This window comes from Sphingomonas sp. BL-S-30, from assembly GCF_055521475.1.
On the sequence record NZ_CM145481.1, the window covers coordinates 1,433,138 to 1,454,162 of the forward strand.

21 protein-coding genes are annotated in these 21,025 nt (G+C 64.4%); 10 read left to right on the top strand and 11 right to left on the bottom strand.

All coding sequences use genetic code 11. The features are described from left to right. Nucleotides 1-42: 42 nt before the first annotated feature. Nucleotides 43-345, top strand: a complete 303-nt coding sequence (locus ACZ1I5_RS06690; protein ID WP_465172926.1) for a hypothetical protein — start codon at nt 43-45, stop codon at nt 343-345. 45 nt (nt 346-390) lie between these two features. Here ACZ1I5_RS06690 and msrA read toward each other — a convergent pair whose 3' ends face one another. Together msrA and msrB are read right to left on the bottom strand one after the other, a co-directional pair. Continuing rightward, on the bottom strand, nt 391-900 hold the full coding sequence (gene msrA / locus ACZ1I5_RS06695; RefSeq protein ID WP_465172927.1) for a peptide-methionine (S)-S-oxide reductase MsrA: 510 nt from the start codon (nt 898-900) through the stop codon (nt 391-393). After that, complete coding sequence (gene msrB / locus ACZ1I5_RS06700; protein WP_465172928.1) at nt 897-1,346, bottom strand: peptide-methionine (R)-S-oxide reductase MsrB; 450 nt, start codon at nt 1,344-1,346, stop codon at nt 897-899. Before msrB ends, msrA begins: the two co-directional genes overlap by 4 nt. A gap of 230 nt (nt 1,347-1,576) precedes the next feature. Here msrB and mddA point away from each other — a divergent pair, with 230 nt between their 5' ends. Then, entirely contained in the window at nt 1,577-2,311 is a 735-nt protein-coding gene (gene mddA / locus ACZ1I5_RS06705) for a methanethiol S-methyltransferase (RefSeq protein ID WP_465172929.1), read from the top strand. 192 nt (nt 2,312-2,503) lie between these two features. On the opposite strand, the gene ACZ1I5_RS06710 is transcribed toward mddA, so the two are convergent. The 3 genes from ACZ1I5_RS06710 to ACZ1I5_RS06720 all read right to left on the bottom strand — a co-directional run bounded on the left by ACZ1I5_RS06710 (nt 2,504) and on the right by ACZ1I5_RS06720 (nt 6,680). Next, nucleotides 2,504-4,093, bottom strand: coding sequence for a CmcI family methyltransferase (locus ACZ1I5_RS06710; RefSeq protein WP_465172930.1), 1,590 nt, complete (start codon nt 4,091-4,093; stop codon nt 2,504-2,506). Next, on the bottom strand, nt 4,090-5,433 hold the full coding sequence (locus ACZ1I5_RS06715) for a methyltransferase domain-containing protein (protein WP_465172931.1): 1,344 nt from the start codon (nt 5,431-5,433) through the stop codon (nt 4,090-4,092). Before ACZ1I5_RS06715 ends, ACZ1I5_RS06710 begins: the two co-directional genes overlap by 4 nt. A 191-nt stretch (nt 5,434-5,624) precedes the next feature. Next, nucleotides 5,625-6,680: a right-handed parallel beta-helix repeat-containing protein gene (locus tag ACZ1I5_RS06720; RefSeq protein ID WP_465172932.1), complete on the bottom strand. Its 1,056-nt coding sequence runs from the start codon at nt 6,678-6,680 to the stop codon at nt 5,625-5,627. 75 nt (nt 6,681-6,755) lie between these two features. Here ACZ1I5_RS06720 and ACZ1I5_RS06725 point away from each other — a divergent pair, with 75 nt between their 5' ends. From ACZ1I5_RS06725 to ACZ1I5_RS06735, 3 genes are all read left to right on the top strand, one after another. Continuing rightward, nucleotides 6,756-7,268, top strand: a complete 513-nt coding sequence (locus ACZ1I5_RS06725; protein WP_465172933.1) for an Lrp/AsnC ligand binding domain-containing protein — start codon at nt 6,756-6,758, stop codon at nt 7,266-7,268. A 292-nt stretch (nt 7,269-7,560) separates the two neighbouring features. Continuing rightward, nucleotides 7,561-7,836: a hypothetical protein gene (locus ACZ1I5_RS06730; protein WP_465172934.1), complete on the top strand. Its 276-nt coding sequence runs from the start codon at nt 7,561-7,563 to the stop codon at nt 7,834-7,836. A gap of 86 nt (nt 7,837-7,922) precedes the next feature. Beyond that, nucleotides 7,923-8,309, top strand: a complete 387-nt coding sequence (locus ACZ1I5_RS06735; protein ID WP_465172935.1) for a response regulator — start codon at nt 7,923-7,925, stop codon at nt 8,307-8,309. Nucleotides 8,310-8,343: 34 nt separating this feature from the next. On the opposite strand, the gene ACZ1I5_RS06740 is transcribed toward ACZ1I5_RS06735, so the two are convergent. After that, nucleotides 8,344-8,784, bottom strand: a complete 441-nt coding sequence (locus ACZ1I5_RS06740; protein ID WP_465172936.1) for a hypothetical protein — start codon at nt 8,782-8,784, stop codon at nt 8,344-8,346. A 343-nt stretch (nt 8,785-9,127) separates the two neighbouring features. After that, entirely contained in the window at nt 9,128-9,931 is an 804-nt protein-coding gene (locus ACZ1I5_RS06745; protein ID WP_465172937.1) for a DUF6454 family protein, read from the bottom strand. Nucleotides 9,932-10,022: 91 nt separating this feature from the next. On the opposite strand from ACZ1I5_RS06745, the gene ACZ1I5_RS06750 reads away from it, so the two are divergent. Further along, entirely contained in the window at nt 10,023-10,637 is a 615-nt protein-coding gene (locus tag ACZ1I5_RS06750; protein ID WP_465172938.1) for a hypothetical protein, read from the top strand. A gap of 227 nt (nt 10,638-10,864) precedes the next feature. Further along, a complete protein-coding gene (locus tag ACZ1I5_RS06755; protein WP_465172939.1) occupies nt 10,865-11,881 on the top strand; it encodes a hypothetical protein in 1,017 nt (338 codons plus the stop codon). Nucleotides 11,882-12,421: 540 nt separating this feature from the next. Here the strand turns inward: ACZ1I5_RS06755 and ACZ1I5_RS06760 are convergent. From ACZ1I5_RS06760 to ACZ1I5_RS06770, 3 genes are all read right to left on the bottom strand, one after another. Beyond that, nucleotides 12,422-12,745: a helix-turn-helix domain-containing protein gene (locus ACZ1I5_RS06760; RefSeq protein WP_465172940.1), complete on the bottom strand. Its 324-nt coding sequence runs from the start codon at nt 12,743-12,745 to the stop codon at nt 12,422-12,424. Next, a complete protein-coding gene (locus ACZ1I5_RS06765; protein WP_465172941.1) occupies nt 12,723-13,100 on the bottom strand; it encodes a type II toxin-antitoxin system RelE/ParE family toxin in 378 nt (125 codons plus the stop codon). Before ACZ1I5_RS06765 ends, ACZ1I5_RS06760 begins: the two co-directional genes overlap by 23 nt. A gap of 85 nt (nt 13,101-13,185) precedes the next feature. Further along, nucleotides 13,186-15,489, bottom strand: a complete 2,304-nt coding sequence (locus ACZ1I5_RS06770) for an ATP-dependent helicase (RefSeq protein ID WP_465172942.1) — start codon at nt 15,487-15,489, stop codon at nt 13,186-13,188. 426 nt (nt 15,490-15,915) lie between these two features. On the opposite strand from ACZ1I5_RS06770, the gene ACZ1I5_RS06775 reads away from it, so the two are divergent. From ACZ1I5_RS06775 to ACZ1I5_RS06785, 3 genes are all read left to right on the top strand, one after another. Then, complete coding sequence (locus ACZ1I5_RS06775) at nt 15,916-17,040, top strand: pepsin/retropepsin-like aspartic protease family protein (RefSeq protein ID WP_465172943.1); 1,125 nt, start codon at nt 15,916-15,918, stop codon at nt 17,038-17,040. 141 nt (nt 17,041-17,181) lie between these two features. Continuing rightward, nucleotides 17,182-18,834: an inorganic phosphate transporter gene (locus tag ACZ1I5_RS06780; RefSeq protein WP_465172944.1), complete on the top strand. Its 1,653-nt coding sequence runs from the start codon at nt 17,182-17,184 to the stop codon at nt 18,832-18,834. 266 nt (nt 18,835-19,100) lie between these two features. Next, the gene (locus tag ACZ1I5_RS06785) at nt 19,101-20,375 is read left to right on the top strand and encodes an MFS transporter (RefSeq protein WP_465172945.1); all 1,275 of its coding nucleotides are present in this window, start codon (nt 19,101-19,103) and stop codon (nt 20,373-20,375) included. Nucleotides 20,376-20,484: 109 nt separating this feature from the next. Here ACZ1I5_RS06785 and rsmD read toward each other — a convergent pair whose 3' ends face one another. Next, entirely contained in the window at nt 20,485-21,024 is a 540-nt protein-coding gene (rsmD, locus tag ACZ1I5_RS06790; protein ID WP_465172946.1) for a 16S rRNA (guanine(966)-N(2))-methyltransferase RsmD, read from the bottom strand. Nucleotide 21,025 lies beyond the last annotated feature (1 nt).

Genomic DNA, 21,025 nt, shown 5'->3' on the forward strand with positions numbered 1-21,025 from the left:
CGTCAGTTCTGCCCGCATCGTTCTTTCAATCCGGAGCATCCGATGCGTACAGCCATCTTCGCGCTCAGCGCCTTTTCCCTCGCCATCCCCACCAGCATGGCCTTCCCGACCGGGTCGGCGGAAGCGCGCACGCGGCACCATTACAACCATGGCACATACCGCCATCATGGCTGCCGCTATTCCAAGGGCACCACGGGCCTGGTCGCAGGCGGTGTCGGCGGTGCACTGGTCGGCCGGTCGATCTTCGGCCACGGGCTGCTCGGCACGGCGGGGGGCGCCGTGGGCGGTGCCCTGGCCGGTCGCGCGATCGACCGGACGATCACCAAGAAGCGCCGCTGCCGCTGATCGTTGCGGAATGAAGCGGGGAGGGCGAACCTCCCCGCGACAATGTCACGCCGCGTCGGCGCGGTGCGGGAGCTTCCAGCCCGGCCGCACGAAGTGGCAGGTATAGCCGTTCGGGATGCGCTCGAGATAATCCTGATGCTCGGGCTCGGCCTCCCAGAAATCGCCGGCGGGGGTGACTTCGGTCACCACCTTGCCGGGCCACAGGCCCGAGGCGTCGACATCGGCGATGGTGTCCTCGGCGACGGCCTTCTGCTCCGGGCTGGTGTAGAAGATCGCCGAGCGGTAGCTCGCGCCGACATCATTGCCCTGGCGGTTCCTGGTGCTCGGGTCGTGGATCTGGAAGAAGAATTCCAGCAGGTTGCGAAAGCTCGTCACCTCGGGATCGAAGACGATCTCGATCGCCTCGGCATGATTGCCATGGTTGCGATAGGTCGCGTTCGGGACCTCGCCGCCGGAATAGCCGACGCGGGTCGAGATGACGCCGGGCTGACGGCGGACCAGATCCTGCACGCCCCAGAAGCAGCCGCCGGCGAGAATTGCGGTTTCCTGACTCATGCCACTTCCTCCACCTGGTTGAGATAGGCACCATAGCCTTGTGCTTCCATGTCGTCGCGATGGACGAAGCGGAGCGAGGCGGAATTGATGCAATAGCGCAGGCCACCGCGATCGCGCGGGCCATCGTCGAAGACATGGCCGAGATGGCTGTCGCCACCCGCCGAGCGCACTTCCGTCCGCACCATGCCCAGACTGGCGTCGCGCAGCTCGTTCACATTGGCGGGCTCGATCGGCTTGGTGAAGCTGGGCCAGCCGCAGCCGGATTCATATTTGTCGCTGCTGGCGAACAGCGGCTCACCGGAGACGATATCGACATAGATACCGGGCTCCTTGTTGTTCAGATATTTGCCCGTGCCGGGACGTTCCGTGCCGCTTTTCTGCGTGACGTAGAACTCTTCGGGGGTGAGGGCGGCAACGGCCTCGGCCGTCTTGCGATACTCGGTCATTGGGTACCTCCGTTTCGGGGCGGTATATGGGGTGGGAGGGCCGGTTGTTCCAGACGCGCGCGGACCCAATCGACGCGATATCGCGACTGCCATCTCGTCGGGTGCGGCGATCCGTCGCTGATCCGTCGCAGCGCCGTCGCCATGGTCGATTATCGCCTAGACGATCGCGCCCGCCAGCCGCAGCGTCGCGCCCGTCGCTGATATCATGTTACTGCCATCGGAGGGCGATGATGACTCGGGGTCTGTTCCTGCTATTCGGCATTGCCGCCTATCTGATCTTCTTCCTGACCTTCCTCTATCTCGTAGGCTTTGTCGGAAATCTGCCCTGGCTGCCGCTGACGGTCGATCGCGGCGGGCCGGTAGGCGGTACGGCGCTTGCCGCGATTATCGATCTCGCGCTGGTGGCGCTGTTCGGCGTGCAGCACAGCGTGATGGCGCGACCGGGCTTCAAGCGGTGGTGGACCCGCATCGTGCCCGAGCCGATCGAGCGCAGCATCTACGTGCTGCTGGCCAGCATCGCGCTGATCCTCCTGTTCCTGTTCTGGCGGCCGATCCCGGCGGTGATCTGGTCGGTCGAGAACCGCGCCGCCGTGATCGCGATCTACGCCCTGTTCGTCGCGGGCTGGGGGATCGTGCTGCTCAGCACCTTCCTGATCAGCCATTTCGAGCTGTTCGGCCTGAAGCAGGTGTGGGGCCATGCGCGAAACGCGCCCGCGGGCGCCCCGGTGTTCCGCAAGCCCTTCTTCTACAAGCTGGTCCGGCATCCGCTTTATAGCGGCTTCATCCTGGCCTTCTGGGCGATCCCAGTGATGACCGCGGGGCATCTGCTGCTCGCCGCCGCGATGTTCGTCTATATCCTGATCGCGATCCGGCACGAGGAGCGCGATCTGATCGACATGTTCGGCGACCCTTATGTCCGGTATCAGGGCGAGGTCGGCATGCTTGCGCCGAAGCTGCGGCGGTGACCGGCGCCTAGTTGCGGCTCTACTCCCTGACTTAATATCTGCCTGCTTGTTTCCGATATGGTCCATCGCCGGCAGGACCGGAGCTCATGATCAGGTCTCATTTTTCGTCCGAAGACCAATCCGTCGCCAAAGCTGCCGCAACAAGCAACCTTTGATCAACCAGGAGTCACAACGTCAAGCTTGTCCACTAAACTAGAGCCGCTGTAGCCACCCATTCGGATTGTATGTGGCGTTGCGCCCGTAAAAGTCGCAAAGTCCGGTGTCGAGACGGTATCCCGCGCCTTCTCGCGCAAGGAAGTCCGCGACGGCGCGATTGGGACCATTTTCGTACTGAATATACTGCTCGCCGGGGAGGTGAGCGACCACGCCATCCTCGACGACGATATAATCGCCCGTCTGTAACAATGGATGGAAGAATTCGAGGACGGCCAGTGAATGACGGTAGAAGTGGCTGCTGTCTTCGATCACCAGCCAGGGCCTGGGCGCTGCGGCAAGCAATTCTGGGGGAAGGCAGGCCCCCAAGTCTGCCGCATCGCCGACAACTACGTGTATCCGTGGATCCTCATATGGTGTTTGAGGATCCAGATCGACGGTGACGACCCGAGGCGTGACACCGTGAGCGGCCATCATATCAGCAAACCACAGGGCCGATCCTCCGAAACGGCACCCGATCTCCACAATCGTCCGCGGGCGCAATCTCGAGAGCAATTGGAGATAGAGCCCAATGTCGAACGGGCTTTTGAGGAACGGCACTCCTCGATAGACCGAGCGCATTACACCTTCCTGGATCCCGTCGAGAACCAGGCTCGGTACATTGGTCGAGAAATCGCGTGGGCTGCTGCCGGCAATCACCGGCATAGCGGACAGTCGCGGCTGGCGGGGAGGGGCTGCAAGTCGGTCCAAAGACTCGCGTAGAGACGGCAGGCTCGCGGGATGAGGGCGCCCGACGAGTAACGGTTCCACTTCGGGCGGTGCGTACGGCTTGCCGCGAATGGCGACATATTCGTCATGGAAACGGTCCCAAGGGGATTGCGCGGCATTAGTGGCAACGCCGCCATGCACCTGATGGAACGTCGCCTCCCCGATCAGTAGAATGATGCGGTTAAGCGGATCGGCGCAGAGCCGCTCCCAGATATCGAGATTGGCCAGGCCGCCGCCGGGCGTAGCGAAACGCGGATCATAGCCGCCCAACTCCTGCCAATGCGTCCGCGTGAGGAACAGGGCGTTGGTCTCGGCGGGCGTCACGAACCATCCATTTTCCGAGGATCCGGCGAAGGTGGAAATGTTGAAAAGCCTGTAGGGGTCTTCCTCCCAGTCGCTGGAGGCGAGCAGTCGATCTTCGACCCCTTGATCATATCCCGCGAGCACGCTTCGCATCTGCACATCCGGACCAAGATGAAAGGCAAGCGTGCCGACCACCGCACGATCGTGCAGTCGTGACGCTTCGCGCGCGGTTGCCAGCAGGCGCGGCGAAGCCATGCGGGCACCGTCGATCCAGACACCGACCAGATCACCGCGCGCTTGCTCTATCGCGAGGTTAATCGCAGGGACCGGCGACACGGTAGGCTCCGCTATCGCGACGAGACGAGCGTTGGGCGACCATTCCGCTACTTGTTCTGCCGTCGGCGGATCCGTGGAGCCGTTATCGACGACCAATATCTCATAGTCGCCTTCGCCGATATCACGCTGAAGCGCGGGAGACAGGCTGCGGATTGTCCGGGGCAATTCCCGGCCCATCTCGTAGCTAACGACAATCACCGATAGCGAAAGAGACCCGTTCATAAATCTCCTGCCATGGCTTTCGACGGGCTGCCCGTGGCGGCGAAATGACGCAAGGCCTCGATCCGGGCTTCTCGAGACGCGCTCGCGAGATCGGTACGGAAAATGTCATACGCGGGTGTCGATGGCGATATCGCGTCGCTCCGCATCACTATCGACGACGGTGGATCACCCATCGCAAGCGCTTCGCGGACAATGGGATTGTAGTTTTCCCAAAGAACGCGATTGGCAGGATCGAGGCCGGTTACCAACAGCAAGCCCGACGGTGACGTATCAAGCAATATCAGGGTGAGATCGGGGCGCCAGCGTTGCAATATGGGCACCAATCGCCACACATCCCCGGTCCATACGCGAGTGCGGCGCAGTCGTTCGGCTTGCGCCGGGTGATTGGGCAGGACGTCGTCGACGACGAGGATAGCATTCGGCCCGACGACGCGTTCAATATTCATGAAATCACGCAGAGCCGCTTCAAATAGATGTAGCCCATCGATAAAGGCGAGGTCCACCGGCTCCACAAAGATCGTACTGGCATGGTCGGCAAAGAAATCATCACTCATTTGAGTGAAGACACGTGTGGAGCTCGGCAACTCTACCCGAATCTCCGGTGCTGGATCGACACCGATCGCCGCTCCTTGCGCCAAGGCAAGGCTGCGTCCGAAACGTATTCCGATCTCGAGATAGGAACGTGGTGCCAGTATCTGGTGCAGATCTGCCAAGACATGAATATAGTCGCGCTGCCCTTGCGTCCGCTCTTCCTCATCGGTGCCGGGGGGGATGCTCGCCGGGTCGATGGCAACAGGTTCCGCCAACGGTGCGGACGCCGGCGGCGGACCGTGGCGTGCGAAGACACCGACCAAATCCTTCCAGGGGCCCCGTTCGTCCAGCCAAAGGTCGACCAGCTCGCAATGGGTGTAGCGTGCCAAGGCACGATAGGCATCTGGATAGAAACGATAGCAATCGACTGGATAGCGATGCTCCGGCCCTGCAGAGGGCGCGATCAGGAATATGAAACCTCCAGGGCGGAGGACGCGCACCATTTCGGCAAAGGTCAGCCAGAAAAATTCGCAATGTTCCAGCATCTGTCCGGAAATGACGATGTCGATCGAGGCGTCGTCGAGCGGTAGTCGATATGGGTCCTCCAGAACCAGGCGTACGCCCGGTCCGGCAGCTATATCGGCCGCGGTATAGGCGTAACGGGGATGCGCGAAGATTTCGCGGTAGCTTCCGTTGACATCGGAGCCGCCAATATCGAGCACGCGTACGCAGTCCTGCGTCTCCAGCGCGTTTCCAACAACGTGGCGCGCATAGCATCTGCGCATATTTTCCATGGAGGAGGCGTGCATGCGGCGACGTGTCCCGTTGTGGCAAGGAGAAGGCGCCGATGCCTATCGCGGGCCGCAGCTCGAGAAAAGAGCGATGGCCGGTTCGTAGCAAGATCTCGAGGATGCGGGGCATCCAGCTCGACAACGCAGCGACCATCATTTGGGTCAGGCCCATATGATGGTCGCGCAAAACGTTGTTCGGATCGCGGTGGTTATTTCACCGGGATGGTTGCCGAGAAGGCGCCGTCGGCGCCATTGTTACCGTTGACGCGATTATTCCCGTAGGAAGCTAGGACCCCACCGGCAGTGGGAAACAGCCCGGCGACATTGCCGAAGATCGTCGAATTGCCAACAAGCATGCCTGCATTGGCACCGCTTACCGCCAAGCCTTTGTTGCCGTTGGCGGAAACGGCAACATTGTCGAGCAGTAACGTCACGTTAGCCGCGGTGCCGTTGCTGGTCGTGATGCCATTTTGAGTATTGCGGCTGACGACGCTGTCGCGGACGACACCGTTGATTTTGCCGGTCGTGGCGGACCCATCAGCAATGATGCCAAAGGTCCCGCCGGTGATCTGAGTGCGCGTGATTGTGACGTCGGTCGTTGCGGCGCCCGCCGGGCGGATATTGATCCCTGCAAAGGTGCCGCTCTGTCCGGCCCTGCTGATGATCGTATCGCTCACATGAAGCGCCGCACCGCCCGACGCCGTCATGTTGATCCCGTTGTTGGTAAAATTACGAATAGTGCAATCGATGACCAAAAGTGCCTTTCCGGCAATGAAATTGATCCCGGTGACGCCCGTAGTACCTCCTTCGATATCGATGCCGTCGAGCACGATCACATCGTTCGCGCCCGCATTGATATTGAAGCCAGTGGTGCCGCTGGCGAGAACGCCCGCTTGCCCCCCACCGGCACGGATCGTGATCGCCTTGGTGATCGTCAAGGTACCGTAGGCGCCGTTGTCGATGATGTTGATCTCGCCACCCGCCGCGGTCTTGGAGATCGCGCCAGCGAAGGTCTTGCAGGGCGCCGTGCGCGAGCAGGGATTGACGTCGTCGCCAACGCCGGAGACCCAGGTACGAGTCGCCTGGGCCAGGGCCGGAGTCGCGGAAAGAGTGAACAGGACAGCCAGGGCCATCGCTAACTTCATCCAGATTTTATGCATCTCATGCTCCATCTCAGATTTGTGTTGCGCAGACCCGAAATTGCTTCGACTTGTCGTTGGCCGATTGTCGGCAGGCAAACCTGAACCGAGAAGCGCCCGGATCATCCTCATAGGATTTCGCTCGCGCCAGTGGTTCATCGCCCCTCGGAAGAGACGACCGGTCACCGATATCACGAAGATATGACGGAACAAAGCGGCGAGCGCGCTCAAGTGCGTCTTAGTAACGATGATTCGACATGCGCACCGGTAGGACTGTTTCACCCAAGGCAGTACCTATTCCTTAAGATGATCTCACAAAGGAATAAAGCCTGCCTGGCCTGGGAGATCTTCTACGTCACCGGCACGGCGGATTTCATCCTGGTCGTGACCGCACGGGACAACGAGGCCTATGACGCGTTCATGAGCCGGCGGATCGCCGACGATCCCAATGTGCGCCGATTCACCACGGACGTCGCGCTCGGCGCCGGCAAACGCAGCCTTGGCGATCCCGATCGACCTGGCCGGTTGAACGGCGCGGCTTTCCCTGTTCCAGGGCGGATAACAGCGACGGAACAGGGAAGGGTTTTTTTCTTCGCTGTTATCGGGACGTTCAAGGGCGAAATTGTCTGGATTTTCCGTGTTATATCAATCGGATTCATGGCTTATCCCTGTTATTGGGATAACAGGGAAGCGAGCGGCGCGGAACAGGGATAGACTGTCCCGAACGGCGAGCCGGTTTCGGCGGTCTCTCGACGATGAGCGACCTGTCTGTCGTGCCAACGATTTCAAAGAGCGGCAGCGGCGTCGAATGCTGCGTTCGCCGGCACCTTGTGGCGATTTCCCGGAAAGTTGAATCGACCGCCGGTCACGGACCTGTCGAGCGTTGGATTGCTGAGCCGGGAGGCTTGCCCCGGGCGGGCAGGCCTCATGACTTTCCCCGCCGCTCGTTCGCTTTTCGGCAAGAATTGCAGGCTAGGGTGACCCGGCGCACTGGAGGTTGCCGTCCTTGATCGAGATCGAAGTCCAGAACGAGACGAATCAGACGCAGGTCGGGCTGCGCTTCGCTGCGGTCCCGCGGATCGGGGAGGGGCTGCGCCTGCGCCAGCCGGACGGCTTCTGGGCGTCCTATGACATCATCGACGTGTGGTACCAGAAGGCCGAGTTCGGCGAGATCTGGGTGCCCTATATCCATGTCCGCATGACCGAAGCGGACCAGGCCGTGGTCGCCGCCGCGGCAAGCCAGATTCTGAGCCAGAGGGAGCCACAGCCATTCACGGTCTGATCAAGCGCCTGGGGAGCGCCGCAGCCATCGGCCGCGCCGCGCCCCTTCCCGCGGACCCGCAGCCGCCCGAGGTAGCGCCGGCGCCCGTGCCGGCCGCGGCGCCGCGCCAGCCGCATTGCCTGCTGGTCGATGATTCGCGGGTGATGCGCAAGGTCGCGCACCGCATCATCGCCGGCATCGGCTATCAGGTGACCGAGGCCGAAAATGGCGAGGAGGCGCTCGCCCGGTGCCGGGCGGCGATGCCCGACCTGATCCTGCTCGACTGGGAAATGCCGGTGATGAGCGGGGTCGAGTTCGTCGCCGCGCTGCGCCGGATTGCGGGCGGCGCCGCGCCGAAAGTCGTGTTCTGCACCTCCAAGACGCAGACGCCCGACATCTATCAGGGCATCGCCGCCGGCGCCGACGAATATATCACCAAGCCGTTCGACGAGCAGGCGCTGCTGGCCAAGCTGCGGCGGATCGGGGCGGCGTAGCGGCCGATCCGCGCGGCCCGATCGGGGATGAGCGCTATTCCGCGGGGAGGTTGTTGGGTGCCCAGCGCATCTCGATGATGCCGGGCGAATCCGAATTGTAATTGACGTAATGCCAGGCCGGCGTGGGGGAATAGAGCTTCAGGCTGTAACCTGACCCGCCCTGGTCGGTGAAGTCGAGCTGGAACGTGCCGGACCCGAAACCCGATGGCCCCTGGCCGAACACCCAGATGCCATAGGCGTAGCGTTCATACGCCTTTGGCGGCTGGTTGGTGACATAGGCGCAGGTGACCACGGCGCCGGACGGCCCGACCACGCAGCCCTGCAGATCGCTGTTGCCGTTGATCGCGAGCCAGCCGGCCTCAGGCAGCAACGGCGTCGCGCCGAGCGCGGAGCCGCCATCGGGGTCCGCGCAGGTAATGGACGTGAAATCCGCGCCAATGCCGCTGGGCTGGTCGGTCGGGGGCGTATCGCTCATAAGCACCTCCAGGGCTCGCCATGGCGCCGGCGTGGCGACAGGTCGCGGGCCGGGCCGCAAAAGGCCATGGCCGGGCGGAGCCTGTAAACCCGGATCTTGGTTAAACAGCGGGATCCGGTTCTATTTCGTCGCCTGCGGGATAGAGCGGCGAGCGTTAAATCTGATCCATTCGTCCTGAGTAGGGATCGAGTAGCCGAAGGCGTATCGAGAGCCCGTATCGAAGGACAGGTTGTCGCGCGGAACCCGTCCTTCGATACGCCCTCTCGATACGCCGCTGCGCGGCTACTCGATGGCTACTCAGGACGAACGGGTGTTGGTGGCTCCGATGTAATGCAAGCTACTTCTAAACCGCCGCGTCCCTCATCCTGAAATGGAACAGCCGGCTCGGCCCGTCTTCGGGCACGAGGAACAGGTCGCGGCCCTTCACTGCCATGCCTTCGCCGGTATAGGGCCTGGCGCGATCGGTGACGCCGGTGCGGGTCGTCCGGACGAGCTTCATCGACGGCCAGTCGATCCAGTCGATCGTGCCGCTGAACGGCGTCACCACGCCGCCCGCGACGAGCTGGCCGTCGACGAACTTGATGTCCTGATAGCGCGTGGGGAAGGGGTTGGGCACGACCCGGACCTGCTTCCCGCTGGTCAGGTCGAAGATGCGCAGCAACTGGCTGTCCCAATTGCCCGCGACGAGCGTGTCGCCCGAGACCGCGACGCACCCGAGGTGATCCGCGACCGGGATCCTGCGGCGGACCGCCAGGGAGTTCGTGTCGATCTCCATCAGCGTGGCGGAGCTGTTCGCGGTCATTTCCGCGACGGCCACCCAGATCGATCCGTCATGCAGCGACAGCCCGCCGGGATGATAGCGCGGGCCGTCGGTCAGCTCCAGGCGCCGCAACAACTGGCCGCTGCGCCGGTCGAACTGATGGAGATAGCCCTTGTGGCCGGCGAGATCGACCGAGGTGACCCAGATGTGCCGGCTGTCGAGATCGACGCCCTGGACGTGGAACAGCTCCCCGTCGAGCGGCAGGGTGCCGACGAGTTGCGCGTTCTGGATCGGGTCGCTGCTCTCCTGCTGCGCGACCGCAGCGGTCAGGCTCAGCAGGACGAGGGAGAGGGCGGTCAGGGCGGTCCGTATCGTCTTGCGCGGCATATCGTGTCGCTCCCGGCTTTCGGTTCATCCGCACTGGATGCGCGCCCGGTAGCGTCGGTTTGCGACGGTGGTGTGAATGGGGTGGCGAAGGGTGATACCGACCGCCGGGGACGTCGCGCGCGGGCCCGGCAGGCTTCGGCCGCGCAGCCCGATATCCGACTGGCATCGCGCCCTAAATTCTTCCATGCTGCGATTTCAAACCGGGGGGAAGACGATGCTACGGAAAATCACGGCACTTGCTTGCGGCCTGCTTGTCGTCGCGGGCGTGCCGGCCTCAGCGAACGCGCAGGCCGAAGATCCGCTGGCGCAGTGCCTCGTTTCCCATACCAGCCCCAGTGACCGCAGCGCCCTCGTCAAATGGATCTTCTCGGTGATGGCGGCCAGCCCGGAAGTATCGTCCATGTCCTCGATCACGCCGGCGCAGCGTGACGCCTTGTCCAAGGCCGCCGGCATCATTTTCACCCGGGTGCTGACGGTCGACTGTCGCGCCGAGGCGATCGGCAGCATCAAGGCCGGCGGGACGGACGCCCTGGAAAAGGGTTTCCGGGTCCTGGGCGAGACCGCGATGACGGGCTTGATGAGCGATCCGGCCGTCGAGAAATCGATGGTCGGGCTGCTGGCCGGGATCGACATGCAGGCCTGGGCCACCCTGATGATCGATGCGGGGGAAGGCCCAGGCAAGAAGTTTCAGAAGAAACAGGAGTGACGGGTTCCCGGCAGGGCGGCGGCGGCTCGCGGGAGCGTCGGTGTGGCGCTGGGGCCGGGGAGCCGGGCGCGGGATGCCATAGCCGGGCGGGGCGCGTAAGGCCGGACCGAGGATAAACAGCGGGAGCTGTTCTATCTCTGTCGCCACCGGATCGCTTAAGGGCTAAGCGACCTGACACCGCAATTCACTCGGCCGAGTGAAGCAATCGGCGTGGAAGGAGAATTGCGATGGACGAGCAATGGGACGGGATCGTCGCCCGGGCCACGCTGAACGAGCGGGGCACGGTCCCGCGCTCCGCGCTGGCGACGTCGCCGGACATTATTCTCGCCGGCCCGGTCCCATTTCAGGATCCCGGCTTGCTCCTCGATCCCGGCAACTATGGCAAGGTTTATGACAACGGCCTTCATGTCGGCTGGCCGAACTATCTTTATGTGCGGGGAAAGAACTGCGCGCCGGATGCGCAGTCGGGCTGGTGGAACCTCTTCTGGGCGAGGCCGAACATCCTGCTCTATCCCTGGCTGTGGGAACAAAACAAGCTTGCCACCTCGTCGGGGGACCAGAACCCGCGCTTCGCGATCGGCCCCGGGGCGATCGGCGCCACCACCGATCCCTTCACCTGGGTACCGAGCGATATCGCGGAGTATTATTGCCTCATCGCGATCGCCGAAACGCGCGAACATCGCGATCCGCTGAGGGGCGTCCGCGATATATCGAGCCTCGCTGCGGCACTGTCGCGCAACGCGAACATCGCCCAGCGCAATGTCCATTCGATCCGCGGAGACGTGCCTCAGGTCGCGTTTGAATCGGGTTATAATCAGGGCGACGAGCAAGCCCGGGTCGACTTCTCGGTGATATTCGAGAACATCCCCAAGGGCAGCAGCTACACCATTTCATCGGGAACGCCGCTGAACGGTCAGGTGCTCGGCCATCGCGACACCAGCACGAACGCCAACAATTTCACCCATGCGTGGGCCGATCTCGACATCTCGCCGCAATGGAGCACGCGCCTTACCTGCGCGATGACGTTCGGGGGCGATTGGTCGGGTATTCCCGCGGGCCAGAAACCAAAGGTCACGATCCGCGCCGATCTCCTCCTGGGCCCGGGGGAGCAGCTCTACGATATCGGATTCGATCTGGCTCCGGATCCGCGCACCGGTCAGCCTCGTCGGGGTCGCCGGGGTGAGCCGGTACGGGCGCTCACGGCGGGCTCGTTCGGTATCGTCTGCCCGGACGTTGGGCCCTGACGCCCTGCCGGGCCGATGGCGGCTTTCCGCTGGCTGAAAGTGCAACGTCACCGGGATTTCGAGATCGGAGGCATTGGGCGGTTTCGACCGGCCTGATGAAGTCCCCCGCCTTGACCGGCTTCCAGTCGAGCAGCTGCCGCCAACGCGATCCGGGAGATCATCTTCCCCTTTTTCGCCGCGTTCGGGCGGACCGAGACGGTCTTGCCCCTGGTGAAGAATGTGGCGCTTTGGCCAAAGTCGCTCGTAGAATATCTTCTCGTCGCCGCCGGGCCCGACGCGGCGAGCGAGGCGGGCGCTTCATATCTGGCCGCCGATCCCCTTGTCAGGCGCCGATTCGAAGGGGCGTTGCTCGAATTGTCGCAGAATAATGTAGTGAGTCCCCAGGGCGATCTTGCCCGCGATCTTGCGGCTCTATCGGTTGCGACTGGCTTACGATTTTCCGAACAGCGCGGCGATAATTAGTAAACTGGCACCGTAATTCTTTGCCTCCGCAGCACCGTATAACCGGGAAGCGTGCAATTACCCCTGAACGCAAGGGCCTCACGCGATAGCCTGTAGCCCCTTGGCCTTTACCAGGTTGAGCAGCTTGAGCGATGGACCATCTGGTCGCTTCTCGCCCCGTTCCCATTTGCTGACGGCGTCCTTCCGCACATTCAGATATCGCGCGAAGACCGGCTGGGAGACCTGCTCGCGTTCGCGCAGGGCGCGGATTTCCACCGGGCTCAGGGGCTCGACAGGGGTGAGGCACAGTGCGTCGAACTCGCGCATCGTCGCCTTGTCGACCAGTCCGATCTGATGCAGCCCGGCAGCAGTCTTGTGGACCGAGGCCAGGATGTCGTTTTCAGCCTTGTTCTTCGTCGTCACCGTCCGTCACCTCGATCAATTGCCCGGCGTCCATCGCCACGCCTATCTCGTCCGTGGAGAAGGCTAGAAATATCTCCGCCAGACGCTTCAGCGCCTTCAACTCCACGGGCGTAACATTCGCCTTGTCGTTCTTCGCAAAACCGTGTGCGAAGAAGCTGTGCCCGCCGACCCTGAACAATATGATGGTGCGGAAGCCGCCGGATTTGCCGCCGCCCGGGCGGGCAACACGCTGCTTGAACACGCCTCCGCCGAGATCCGCATCATAATGGCCCTCGGCAATATCGGCCGCCGCTTCCATCAGACCGGAGTCTTCCAACCGAGCCTTGCGGGCAAAGCGCGCAAACTGCTTGGTCATGTAGACGCTCATGGCCGGACAAGCCCATCATGGCGCATAGTGTAGTCCCTGGAGCTATAGATTTCAAGCCGGCGCCCGATGCGGTTCACCCCAAACTCACAAAACTATCCATCACCCGCTTCCGCCCGGCGCTCTCGAAATCGATCTCGAGCTTGTTCCCCTCGATCTCGGCGATCGAGCCGTATCCGAACTTCTGGTGAAACACCCGCATCCCCACGGACAGGTCGTCGCGCCCCTTGTTGCCGATGCTCACCGCGCTGGCCCGCGCCTCCACCACCCGTGAAGGCTCGCGCGTAAAGGTGCGGCTGGTGAATCCGCCGCCATTGGGCGCCACGCCGGCCGCGCGTTGCCAGCCCGGCCCGCGCCCGGTCCCGCGCGCCACGTCCGCGAAGGGATCGGCGCGTTCGGACCAGTTGGCGCGCCACAGGCTTTCGCCGCCGCTCATCGAATTTTCCTGCTCGATATGCGCATCGGGCAGCTCGTTCACGAAGCGGCTCGGGATGCTCGAGGTCCATTGGCCGTAGATGCGGCGATTGGCGGCATGGAGGATGATCGCGCGGCGCCGCGCGCGGGTGATCGCGACATAGGCGAGGCGGCGTTCCTCCTCCAGCGAGGCAATGCCGCCCTCGTCGAGCGCGCGCTGCGAGGGGAACAGGCCTTCCTCCCAGCCGACCAGGAAGACGGTGTCATATTCCAGGCCCTTGGCGGCATGGATCGTCATGATCGTCACCCGCGCTTCGCCCGCCTGTGCCTCGTTGTCCATCACCAGGCTGACATGCTCGAGAAAGGCGCCGAGAGTCTCATACTCCTCCATCGCGCGGATCAGCTCGGTCAGGTTCTCCAGCCGGCCGGCGGCCTCGGCCGATTTCTCGGCCTGCCACATGCCGGTATAGCCGCTCTCGTCGAGGATCTGCCGGGCCAGCTCGGGATGCGGGATCTCGCCCGCCATGCCGCGCCAGCGCGCCATGTCGCCGACGAGATTGCCCAGTGCGCGGCGCGCGGCGCCGGTCAGCTCGTCGGTGTCGAGGATGCGCACGGCGGCGACGGTCAGCGGCACATCCTCGGCGCGGGCGAGCTGGTGGACCTTCTGCACTGCCTTGTCGCCAAGGCCGCGCTTCGGCGTGTTGACGATGCGTTCGAAGGCCAGGTCGTCGGCCGGCTGCGCGACGACGCGCAGATAGGCGATCGCGTCGCGGATCTCGAGCCGTTCGTAGAAGCGCTGCCCGCCGAGGATCTTGTGCGGCAGGCCGATAGTGATGAAGCGTTCCTCGAACTCGCGCGTCTGGTGCTGCGCGCGGACCAGGATGGCGATGTCGTCGAGGCTCTTGCCCGCCCGCTGGCAGGACTCGATCTCCTCGCCGACGCGGCGCGCTTCCTCGGGGCCGTCCCACACGCCGAGCACCTTGACCTTCTCGCCCTCGCTCGCATCGGTCCATAGCGACTTGCCGAGCCGGCCGCTGTTATTGGCGATCACGCCCGAGGCCGCGGCGAGGATGTGCGGGGTGGAGCGGTAATTCTGCTCGAGCCGGATCACCCTGGCGCCGGGGAAGTCCTTTTCGAACTTCAGGATATTCTCCACCTGCGCGCCGCGCCACGAATAGATCGACTGGTCGTCGTCGCCGACGCAGCAGAGGTTCTTGCTCTCCTGCGCGAGCAGGCGGAGCCAGAGATACTGGACGCTGTTGGTGTCCTGATATTCGTCGACCATGATATATTTGAAGCGGCGCTGATAGTCGGCGAGCACGCCGCGATCGCGCTTCAATATGGTCAGCATGTGGAGTAGCAGGTCGCCGAAATCGCAGGCGTTGAGCGCCTTCAGCCGGGCCTGGTATTGCGCGTACATCTCCCGCCCGCGGCCATTGGCGTAGAGCTCGCTTTCGCCGGCATCGATGTCGGACGGCGTCAGGCCCTTGTTCTTCCACTGGTCGATCAGCCCGGCGAGCTGGCGCGCGGGCCAGCGTTTCTCGTCGAGATCGGCGGCGAGGATGAGCTGTTTCAGCAGGCGCAGCTGATCGTCGGTGTCGAGGATGGTGAAATTGCTCTGCAGCCCGACCAGCTCGGCATGGCGGCGCAGCATCTTCGCGCCGATCGCGTGGAAGGTGCCGAGCCAGGGCATGCCCTCCACCACATCGCCGACGAGCCGGCCGACCCGGTCGCGCATCTCGCGCGCGGCCTTGTTGGTGAAGGTGACCGACAGGATCTCGGACGGCCAGGCCTTTTTGGTGAAGAGCAGATGGGCGAGGCGCGCGGTGAGCGCCGCCGTCTTGCCCGTGCCGGCGCCGGCAAGGACGAGCACCGGGCCCTCGGTGGTGAGCACGGCCTCGCGCTGCGGGGCGTTCAGGCCTGACAGGTAAGGCGGGTCTTGAGGTGTGGGCGCGGGGAGACTCATCGGTGAACAGGTAGGGAACGCGGCGGTTTGGGGCAAGCTTGCTTCTGCTCCCTCTGCCCTTGCGGGAAGGAGGAGCGGAAAGACGGAAGGGTGAGCGTGATCGCATTTAGAGCGGCGCGACAAGGGAGGCGCCGGAGAAGGGGGTTCACGCGAAGGCGCGAAGCCGCGAAGATGTTTGGAGGCGATCGAACGGACCGCGTATCACGGAGCGTCTATCCAAAACTTCGCGGCTTCGCGCCTTCGCGTGAACCAATTCTTCCGTTTCACCAGGCCAGAAACAAACGCGGTGCGCTCGATATGTGATCACCCTGCCCGCCGGGAGAGGGAGAATAGCGAGTCTTCACGCCGTCATTTTTCCTCGGCTACAAAGTGACCGCCACCTGGAGTCGCATCATCATGATTTCACGCCGAAACCTGCTCGGAGGAATGGCCGCCGCAACGATCCTGCCCGTCGGTGGACTGCGCGCCGCAGCGGCGCGGCCGCCGGTGACCATCCCGATCGCGCTGGAGGAAGGCCGCGTGCTGGTGGCGTGCGGCGTGGCGGGGCAGGGGCCGTTCTTCTTCGCGATGGATACCGGTGGCGTGGTCGGCCTGATCCGGGACGATCTCGCGAAGCGGCTGGGGCTGGTGAAGAAGACGACAGCGTCGCTCGGCATCGGCGGGGAGAAGCGCATCTACCCGATCTACGATGCGCGCGACTTCATCATCGGCGGCAGCCTGCGCGACGAGGATGTGGCGCTGGCGGGAACCGACCGGGTGTCGTTCGGCGACGACGTGTCGGGATCGCTGGCGGCGGGGGCGATGACCGCCTTCGACAGCGAGCTCGATTTCGGCAAGGGCGAGTGGCGGATCTATCGCGACGGCATCACGAATCGCACCGGCTATGTCCGGCTCGCGTCCGAGATCCGTCATCACAATCTGGTCAACGGGTCCGCCTATATCTTCGCCGACGTGATGCTCGACGGGCAGACCTATCGCTTCCTGCTCGATACCGGCGCGCCGGTCGCCGCGCGGCTTTATGGCCCTGCCTCGCGCAAGAGCGGGTTGTGGGACGATGCGAAGCCCTGGGTGCCGCTCGCGGCGCGCGGGGAGCATGCGAGCCGCCTGGTGCGCGCCGGCAGCCTGCAGATCGGCGACACGAGGTTCGATGCGCCGCTGGTCGTGGTCGAAAGCGGTTCGGCCGGCCGCTACGAGATCGCGGACGGCTATATCGGCCTGCCCCTGCTGCGCCGCCTGAACCTGGCGAGCGACGTCAAGGCAGGCATCATGTGGGTCCAGCCCAACCGGCTTCCGCCCATCCCGGACCGTTACGCCATGTCCGGCATCTGGATCGACCGGAAGGGCGAGGGCATCGTGGTGGGGCAGGTGGGCCGCGGCAGCCCGGGCGAGAAGGCGGGCGTGCAGGTCGGCGACGAGATCGTCGGCGAGCGGTTCGGCCCGCTGATCGGCAAGCTCGACGGGCGGCGCGGCGGCGCTGCGTCGGTGCCGTTGTCGCTCCGGCGCGGCGGCCGGGCGCTGCAGGTGACGGTGACGCCGGCGCCCTATCTTTGAGATGAAAAGGGTGGCGGACCTGCCTCGTCATCGGTAAAGACGCCGCCCAGGACGAACGACAAGGGCTGCGAAGCCGACGGCCCCGGGAGGGGACGGGCCTTGTCATCAACTTGTCACACAAGCGCGCAAAGCGGTTTCACCATGGCAACGACATTCTCAGCGCTCGCCGATTCGGACGAGCGATCCTCTGGTGGGCCCCGGCTCGATCAGTCGATGCATCCTGCCGGCCGCTGGCTGTTCCTCGCGGTGCTGCTCGGCGGCCTGGCCTATGCCGGGTTCAGCATCTTCCTCGACACCGCCCAGGTCGGTGAGCAGATGGCGACGGGCGTGTTCCTGTTCCTCGGTCTCGCGCTGGTGATCGCGCTCGGCTTCGAGTTCGTGAACGGCTTCCACGACACCGCCAACGCCGTCGCGACAGTGATCTACACCAACTCCATGCCGGCGCATGTCGCGGTGGTGTGGTCCGGTTTCTTCAACTTCCTCGGCGTGATGTTCTCTAGCGGGGCGGTCGCCTATTCGATCATCACCTTGCTCCCGGTCGATCTGATCCTGCATGTCGGCAGCAATGCCGGCTTCGCGATGATCTTCGCGCTGCTGCTCGCGGCGGTGATCTGGAACCTCGCGACCTGGTATGTCGGCCTGCCCAATTCCTCCAGCCATGCGCTGATCGGCTCGATCCTCGGCGTCGGCTTCGCCAACCAGCTGCTGTCGGCGAGCAAGGGCGGCACCTCGGGCGTCGACTGGAGCCAGGCCTACAAGATCCTGACCGGGCTGTGGATGGCGCCGCTGATCGGCTTCTTCGCCGCGATGGCGCTGCTGTTCGTGATGAAGATGGTGCTGCGCAACCCCAAGCTCTACCGCGAGCCTGAGGCCAATGCGCCGCCGCCGCGGGGCATCCGCGCGCTGCTGATCGCGACCTGCACCGCCGTCTCCTTCGCCCATGGCGGCAATGACGGGCAGAAGGGCATGGGCCTTATCATGCTGATCCTGATCGGCTGCGCGCCGACCGCCTATGCGCTCAACCGCACCATGCCGGAAAGCGCGATGCCGGCCTTCGTGGCGAGTGCGACCAGCGCGGCCTCGGCGTTCAGCGGCCATGCCGCGGGCGCCGCGAGCAACGACGTGGGCGTGGCGCGGGACACCCTGACGCGCGCGCTCCAGACCAAGCAGGCGGCGAGCCCGCAGGTCTATGCCGCGGTCGATACGCTGTCGCGCGACGTGAGCCAGCGGATCAGCGGCTTCGGCTCGCTCGACAAGGTGCCGGCGGCGGCGACGCCGAACCTGCGCAACGACATGTATCTGGTGCTCGACACCACGCGGCTGGTGACCAAGGATCCGGCGGCGGCGAAGACCTTCTCCGGACCCGAGCTGAAGACGATCGACGGCTATCAGAAGCATCTCGAAGAGGGCACGCGCTTCATCCCGCTCTGGGTGAAGATCACCGTCGCGATCGCGCTGGGGCTGGGCACGATGGTCGGCTGGAAGCGGATCGTCGTCACCGTGGGCGAGCGGATCGGCAAGACTCACCTGACCTATGGCATGGGCGCCTCGGCCGAGCTGGTCGCGGCGGGCACGATCTTCGCGGCCGAACATTACGGCCTGCCGGTATCGACCACGCATATCCTGACCAGCGGCGTGGCCGGCGCCTCGGTCGCGAACGGCGCCGGGCTGCGCGCACGGACGATCGGCAGCATGGCGCTGGCCTGGGTGATGACGCTGCCGGCGGCGATGCTGCTGGCGGGCGGGCTCTACTGGCTGATGCTGACCTTGCTGGATACGTTCGCGACGCGTTGAGGAGTCCCTTTCTCAACGGGAGAGCGAAGGGAGGAGCGAAGCGACGAAAAAGGGTGGGGCGACCGCCTTCACCTCATACGTCATGCCGGACCTGTTCCGGCATCCATCGTCCCGCAAGCGCAACGAGCATTGTTTCTCCGGCACGATGGACCCCGGAACAAGTCCGGGGTGACGGACCGGAAAGGTAGTGCAGGCCATTTCGCCGGCTCTGCCGGAAGAGGGAATAGTTTCTTGACCGAAAGGATTGGCCGCGCGAACCAGTGGTCATGAACTCACTCCCCATGACCGCGCACAAGCGCGTGCTGCTCGCCAGCCTGATCGGCACCTCGGTCGAGTTCTACGATTTCTACATTTACGCGACCGCCGCCGCCTTGGTGTTCGGGCCGCTATTCTTCCCGGCCGAGGACCAGTCGGCGCAATTGCTGCTGTCCTATGCCAGTTTCGGCCTCGCCTTCATCGCGCGGCCAGTGGGCGCGGCGATCTTCGGGCATTTCGGGGACCGGATCGGGCGCAAGTCGACGCTGGTCGCTTCGCTGATGCTGATGGGCGGATCGACCGTCGCGATCGCGTTCCTGCCGACCTATGCCCAGATCGGCTGGGTCGCCCCGCTGATCCTGTGCATTCTGCGCTTTGGCCAGGGGCTCGGGCTCGGCGGCGAATGGGGCGGGGCGGCGCTGCTCGCGGTGGAGAATGCGCCGCCGGGCTGGCGCAACCGCTACGGCATGTTTCCGCCGCTCGGCGCGCCGGTGGGGTTCATCGCGGCGAACGGTTTCTTCCTGATCCTCGGCGCCACCCTGACCGATGCGCAATTCCGCGACTGGGGCTGGCGGCTGCCCTTCCTCGCCAGCGCGGTGCTGGTCGCACTGGGGCTGTGGGTGCGGCTGAAGCTGACCGAGACTCCGGCCTTCCTCGAGGCAGCAAAAGAGGAGAAGCTGCCCAAGGTGCCGATCGTCACCTTGTTCCGCGATCATCTCCGCCCGACCATGGCCGGCATCTTCGGCGTGGTAGCCTGCTTCGCGCTCTTCTACCTCGCGACCGCCTTTGCGCTCGGATACGGCACGACGACGCTCGGCCATAACCGCCAGGCGTTTCTCGCGGTCGAACTCGCCGCGATCCTGTTCCTCGCGCTTGGCGTGATCGTCGCGAGCGTGCTGGCGGACCGGCACAGCGCGACCGCGATGCTGCGCTGGGGCTTTGCCGGCGCCGCGGTGGCGGGGCTGCTGATGGGGCCGATGCTCGGCGCGGCGTCGCTGTTTGTCGTGTTCCTGTGGCTGGCCTTTGCGCTGTTCGTGATGGGCTTTGCCTATGGCCCGCTCGGCGGCTGGCTGCCCGAGCTGTTCCCGGCCGAGGTGCGCTATACCGGCGTGTCGATGACCTTCAATGTCGGCGGCATCCTGGGCGGCGCGATGGCGCCGATCGTGGCGTCCTGGCTGGCGGCCAAGGGCGGGCTGGGGCTGGTTGGGGTCTATCTACTGGTGGCGGGCCTGCTCAGCTTTGGCGGGCTGGCGCTGCTGCGCAAGCCGCGCGTGCCTTTGGTGTAACCGTCATGCCGGACTGGTTCCGGCATCCATGTCTGCGCAAGAGCCTCAACTGATGGGTGTGCGGCACGATGGACCCCGGAACAGGTCCGGGGTGACGTAGTGAGTAGGGCTAGCCGGCGCGGCGCAGCAGGGTGATCTTCATCTTGCCGTGCGTGCGTTCGGCATCGCTCGTGAAACCATCGACCTCGACCGTCTCGGTCTTGGCGGTCTCGATGCTGATCCAGGTCGCATCGCTCACCCAGCCGAGCCGGTTGAGCCGGTCGAGCGCGACCATGCCGGCACCGGTGCCGTATGGCGGGTCCATCAGGATCACGTCGAGCGGCTGGGTGGCGGGTGGCAGGGCCAGCACCGATTGCGCACGGACATCGGCTTTCGTGCCGAGCTTGGCGATATTGGCCTTGAGCGCGTCGATCGCGGCGCGGTCCTGCTCGACGAAGATGCACGATCCGGCTCCGCGCGACAGCGCCTCGAGCCCGAGGGCGCCCGATCCGGCGAAGAGATCGGCCACCGCCAGCCCCTCGAAGCTACCGAGGCGGCTGGTGAGCATCGAGAACAGCGCCTCGCGCGTGCGGTCGGCGGTGGGGCGGGTGGCGTCGCCTTTGGGGGCGATAATGGCGCGGCCGCGCCACAGGCCGGAGATGATACGCATG